We start from the raw sequence: 2,685 nt of genomic DNA, 5'->3' as shown, positions 1-2,685 counted from the left end.
CGTCGCGCCCTTCCCATGACAGCTTGATCGACGTCGTCCCCTCGCCGTCCATGCGTTCGGCAGAGAGGATTTCACCGGACCAGCCGGCGTCGCTGCCGAACGGCCACAGCGCCTGCCAGAGGCGATTCCGGTCAGCCTCGATCACGCGGCTGACCGTAACCGTGCGCAGCCCGAGCGGCACCGTCATCAAGAGAAAGATCAGTCCGAGATTTCCGGCCACGAGTGTGACCGTGGCGATGACCGACACTGCCCTTGCTCCCTGTCTTTGCGAGCCAAGCTAGCGGGGGTGCGGCCAAGAAAAGCTTAACAACGGGCGGGCTCCTGCCCGTCCCAAACAGAGAGCGGACCCTTCGTTCGCCCAGGGAGGCGGCCGCCAGCCGCCTGCTCACATGGCGCCAATCCAGATCGCCATGGAAATGAGAAAGGTGCTCATGCAGACCAGCGAGACGACATCCTGAACCAGATCGGCCATAACTCTCTCCTGTTGTTGATATGTTCGCAATTTGTTCTAATTTTGTTCGAATGTCAACGATCGAAGAACGGCATGCCGAGTGAATTCAGGCGATCCGTTTGGGCACGGTTAAGGAAAGGTTGACGAGACGACAGGCTCTTTTGAGCGCGCGGAGGGCAAGTCGAGATCAGGCCGAGCCGAGGATGGCGGCTTTTGAGAACCGGAACGGCGGGTACTTATTCGTAGGTGAGTACGGAAGCGCAGAAGCTGCGGTCGACAGGCCGGGCCCCAGCCTAATATCGGCTTGCCTTAAAGCGGCACCACTTTGCCCTCTGCCAGCGTCACCCGCCGGTCCATGCGCGAGGCCAGCTCGTGATTGTGGGTGGCGATCAGCGCCGCCAGCCCCGACTGCCTGACCAGCGCCTCCAGCGCATCGAACACGTAAGAGGCGGTGGCCGGGTCGAGATTGCCGGTAGGCTCGTCGGCCAGCAGCACCAGCGGCGCGTTGGCGACCGCGCGCGCGATCGCCACGCGCTGCTGCTCGCCGCCGGATAGCTCGGCCGGCCGGTGCTGTGCCCGCTTGCCGATCTGCATGTAGTCGAGAAGCTGCGCCGCCCGCTCGGATGCCTCCTTGCGGCCGAGCCCCTTGATCAGCTGCGGCATCATGATGTTTTCGAGCGCGGAGAACTCCGGCAGCAGATGATGGAACTGGTAGACGAAGCCGACATCGTTGCGGCGGATAGCGGTGCGCTCGTCATCCGACAGCCGGCCACAGGCGCGGCCGCTGAGGATCACGTCGCCGGCGTCCGGCCGCTCGAGCAGCCCCGCCGTATGCAGCAGCGTCGACTTGCCGGTGCCCGACGGCGCCACCAGCGCCACCATCTCGCCACGCCTGAGCGAGAAGTCGGCGCCGTTCAGAATGGTCAGCTTGCGCGGCCCCTGGACATAGTGTCGCTCGACGCCCTTCAGCTCGATAATGGCTTCGGCCATCACTCGTACCTCAAGGCTTCGACCGGATCGAGCCGGGCTGCCCGCCAGGCCGGAAACACCGTGGCCAGGAAAGACAGGGTGAGCGCCATGATGACGACATAGGTGGTCTCGCGCGGGTCCATTTTCGCAGGCAACTGGCTGAGGAAATAGAGCTCGGGATTGAACAGGATCCTGCCGGTCATCCAGGAGAAGAACTGGCGGATCGATTCGATGTTGAGGCAGATGACGACGCCGAGCAGCACGCCGGCGATAGTGCCGGTGACCCCGATCGCAGCCCCCGTCATCAGGAAAATGCGCAGGATCGCGCCGCGCGACGCGCCCATGGTGCGCAGGATCGCGATGTCGTGGCCCTTGTCCTTCACCAGCATGATGAGGCCGGAGATGATGTTGAGCGCCGCCACCAGCACGATCAGCGTGAGAATCATGAACATGACGTTGCGCTCGACCTGCAGCGCCGAGAAGAAGGTCTCGTTGCGCTGGCGCCAGTCGACGAGGTCGACCGGCCGCTGCGCCGCCTGTTCGACCAACGGCTTCAGCGCATCGACATTGTCCGGATTGTCGACGTAGATCTCGATGGTCTGCGCCCGTCCGTCCATGTTGAAATAGAGCTGGGCTTCCGAAAACGGCATGTAGACGATCGAGCTGTCATATTCCGACATGCCGACCTCGAAGATCGCCGCCACCTTGTAGCCCTTCATACGCGGCGTGGTGCCAAGCGGGGTAACGTCGCCTTCGGGTGAGATCAGCGTGATGGTGTCGCCGAGCACCAGCCCGAGATTCTCGGCCATGCGCTTGCCGATCGCCACGCCATCGCCGGTGTCGAAACCGTCGAGCGTGCCCTGCTTGATGTTGCTGGACACAATTGAGATCTTGTTGAGGTCCTCGGCGCGAATGCCGCGCACCAGCGCGCCGGTGCCGCCGCCGACATTGCCTTGCGCCAACACCTGCCCGTCGATCAGCGGGATGGCGTATTTGACGCCGGCAACGCCGTTGATGCGACTCGCCACCTGCGCATAGTCCTCCAGTGGCGAATCGAGCGGCTGCACGATCAGATGGCCGTTGACGCCGAGGATGCGGGTGAGCAGCTCGGCGCGAAAACCGTTCATCACTGCCATGACGACGATCAGCGTGGCGACGCCCAGCATGATGCCGAGGAACGAGATCGAGGCGATGACCGAGATCACCGTCTCCTTGCGCCGCGAACGCAGATAGCGCCACGCCACCATGCGCTCGAAGCCTGAAAA

2 protein-coding genes and 1 pseudogene are annotated in these 2,685 nt (G+C 63.3%); all 3 read right to left on the bottom strand.

Annotation, left to right across the window (positions count from 1 at the left end; translation table 11 throughout):
• Nucleotides 1-247: pseudogene (locus EOA32_RS36100) on the bottom strand (site-2 protease family protein); the annotation flags it as partial.
• A 513-nt stretch (nt 248-760) separates the two neighbouring features.
• Nucleotides 761-1,444 (bottom strand): ABC transporter ATP-binding protein, encoded by a 684-nt coding sequence (locus tag EOA32_RS36095; RefSeq protein ID WP_176477841.1) that lies wholly within the window; start codon nt 1,442-1,444, stop codon nt 761-763.
• On the bottom strand, nt 1,441-2,685 hold a 1,245-nt coding region (locus EOA32_RS36090; RefSeq protein ID WP_245499517.1), incomplete at its 5' end, for a lipoprotein-releasing ABC transporter permease subunit. The genes EOA32_RS36090 and EOA32_RS36095, both read right to left, overlap by 4 nt.

The organism is Mesorhizobium sp. M1A.F.Ca.ET.072.01.1.1, from assembly GCF_004023325.1.
In the GTDB taxonomy this organism is placed as follows: Bacteria; Pseudomonadota; Alphaproteobacteria; order Rhizobiales; family Rhizobiaceae; genus Mesorhizobium.
This window is presented reverse-complemented; position numbering and strand designations above follow the sequence as displayed.